Here is a 2623-nt window from a genome sequence, read left to right as displayed (position 1 = left end):
CGGTCAAAAGGTCTGCTTTTCCATAGATACCTCCTTCACCGCCGGTATCGTTTACCCGTACGGTCAGTACATTCGGGCCCTCCCGGAGGAGGTTTTTAGGAACGGTATAATGCCGTTCGACATTGTAGCCATGGGTTTGGCCGACGGGGACACCGTTGAAATAGCAAATATCTTCGTCATCGACCGGTCCGAGGGTGATCTTCAGGTCTTCGTTTAACCAGGTTTTGGGAAGATCGATTTCTTTTCTGAACCAGATTACCCCATCCAAATCCGGAGTGATCGATTGTTCGATATAGGCAGGCACCCGGGTATTTTTCCAGGTTTCGGTATTTAATTCCGGGTTGGCCCAACGGGCTGTCTGGCCTTCCAAACCTTCGTCTAAAGCATTCATTTCTTGTTCCCAGTTTTGCCGGGTTGCCTGGTACTTTTGTTCTGCTGCTGTTTTGTCGGTTTGGGCTATATTCAATATAGTCAGCATATCTTCGAAATCAGGCATGTGTTTCAAGGTTTCTTCGCTGGTCCAGGCTTCTGCGACGGTACCTCCCCAGGTGACGTCGATCACACCTACCGGCACGCCCAGTTCCCGGTTCAACTCCCGGGCATAAAAATAGGCCACAGAAGAAAAATTCTCTACCGTTTCAGGGGCACAAGGCTGCCAACCGTCCATAGTAGATTGTACTTCCTCGGAGGGCGTAAGCGAAGTTGTTTTTTTGATTTGGAATAACCGGATATCCGGATGGTCGGCTGCTGCAATTTCCTGTTCGTAATGGAGTACTTTTCCCCAGCCGGCTAACGGCATTTCCATGTTCGATTGTCCCGAACAGATCCATACTTCTCCGATCATCACATTGGAAAGCTGGATTTTTTTCCCATCGGAAATCGTGATGGTATAGGGTCCTCCGGCAGCAGGAGTCGGGAGACTGGTTTTCCATTTGCCGGTTTCATCGGCTGTGACGGAAATGGTTTCTTTACTCCACGAGGGGGTGATTTTGACTTGTTTCCCCGGTGTGGCTTCTCCCCAGATCGGAGCCTGGGTGTTCTGTTGTAATACCATGTTGTCGGAAAACAAAGCGGATAAAACCGGTTTTGCATACGACCATACACTTCCCAGACAGAGAAGGAAGGTGAAAGCTGTTTTACAAAGGTAGTTTTTCATCATATTTAGTGAGTTGTTGAGTTAAAAGAGTTGCTAAGTTGCTGAGTTAAAAGAGTTGCTGAGTTGTTGAGTTAAAAGAGTTGCTGAGTTAAAGAGTTGTATAATTATTGAGTTACTGGGGTGCTGAGCTGTTGAGTTATAGAGGAGAACCGGGGTATAGAATTGTTGGATTAGGGAGTTATTAAGGGTTAGGTTGGTATATGCATTTGAAGATAAACCGGTCATCGATACAGACCTTACCGATTCTATCCTTCTGTTTTGTAACTTTAAAATGCACATAATAATCTAAACAACTTAATAACTTAATAACTTCTTAACTCTATAACTCTTTAAACTCAGCAACTCTAAAACTCAGCAACTCTAAAACTCAGCAACTCTTAAACCCATACCTGATCCGATGGTGGGAGGTTTCGCCTTTATGGACGATACAAGAGGGAACTCCCGGCATGTTCGGACTGTTCGGATAATATTGCATTTCGATGGCAATTCCGGCATAAGCGTTAAGCGGGTGCTGATTTTTATCCATTTGCCGGCCGTCGAAATAGTTTCCACAATAGACGACAGCTCCCGGGTAGTCCGAGAAGATTTGAAGCAATCTTCCATTTTCCGGACAGGCTAATTCGACGGCAGGGATCGTTTCGCTTTGTGCGGCGGGATCGACGAGCCAGCAGTGATTGTATCCCCGATCGATAGCCAGTTGAGGATGAAGACCGTTCATTTTTGTACCGATGGGGGTGAATACTCTGAAATCCATCGGACTGTCGGAAACTGACCGGGCCGGAAATTCCGGAATACTATCGGCATTTAATGGAAGATATTCGTTGGCATGAATTCGTAGCTGATGTCCCAGAATCGTCGGTGTACCGGCAAGATTGAAGTAACTGTGATTACTGAGGTTCAGGATGGAGTCCGCTGTCGGAGTTCCATGATAATCGATAATTAGTGTGTTGTCTTCTGTCCAGGTGTATTCGACGCTGATAGCGCAATCGCCGGGATAGCCGTCTTCCAGGTGCTGGGCGGTGGTCGTAAAACGGAGACTGTTTTCACTGCATTGCCGGTATTCCCACAGGCGGAAAGAAAGTCCTTGGGCTCCCCCATGCAGGTGATTAGGTCCGTTGTTGATATCCAGCTGATAGGACTGCCCGTTCAAGGTAAATTTTCCCTTGGCTATGCGCCCTGCAAACCGCCCCAGGGTTTTACCCAAATAGGGCCCGTCCTGGATATGATCGGATAATTCCGGATACCCCAACAGGACATCATCGGCCTTTCCCTGGCGGTCAGGCACTATAATCGACAAAACGGAAGCCCCGTAATTACAGAGTTCCGTATAATATCCTTGTGTATTGATTACCTTAAAAACCGTTACCGGGGCATTTACCCCGGCGACGGTCACCTGTCTCGATTCTATCATAATTCCGACTCCTATTATTTATTCACACATTTTTCGATGGATATGGGCCCCTTGGT

General features: G+C 47.1%; 2 protein-coding genes. Both read right to left on the bottom strand.

The annotated features are described in order from the left end of the window. Positions 1 to 1159: sialate O-acetylesterase (locus WS42_RS14480; RefSeq protein WP_286728730.1), on the bottom strand; the 1159-nt coding region annotated here is incomplete at its 3' end. A gap of 364 nt (positions 1160 to 1523) precedes the next feature. Beyond that, positions 1524 to 2567, bottom strand: a complete 1044-nt coding sequence (locus WS42_RS14475; protein ID WP_087381292.1) for an aldose epimerase family protein — start codon at positions 2565 to 2567, stop codon at positions 1524 to 1526. Between the last annotated feature and the right edge of the window lie 56 nt (positions 2568 to 2623).

The organism is Odoribacter sp. N54.MGS-14 (genome assembly GCF_000980295.1).
In the GTDB taxonomy this organism is placed as follows: domain Bacteria; phylum Bacteroidota; class Bacteroidia; order Bacteroidales; family Marinifilaceae; genus Odoribacter; species Odoribacter splanchnicus.
The sequence above is the reverse complement of the archived record's forward strand: the minus strand, read 5'-3'. Positions and strand labels throughout refer to the sequence as shown.

What these genes read in the sequence shown, in the direction of transcription:
- WS42_RS14475 (WP_087381292.1), bottom strand. Translation starts at nt 2,567, where the DNA reads ATGATAGAATCGAGACAGGTGACCGTCGCCGGGGTAAATGCCCCGGTA.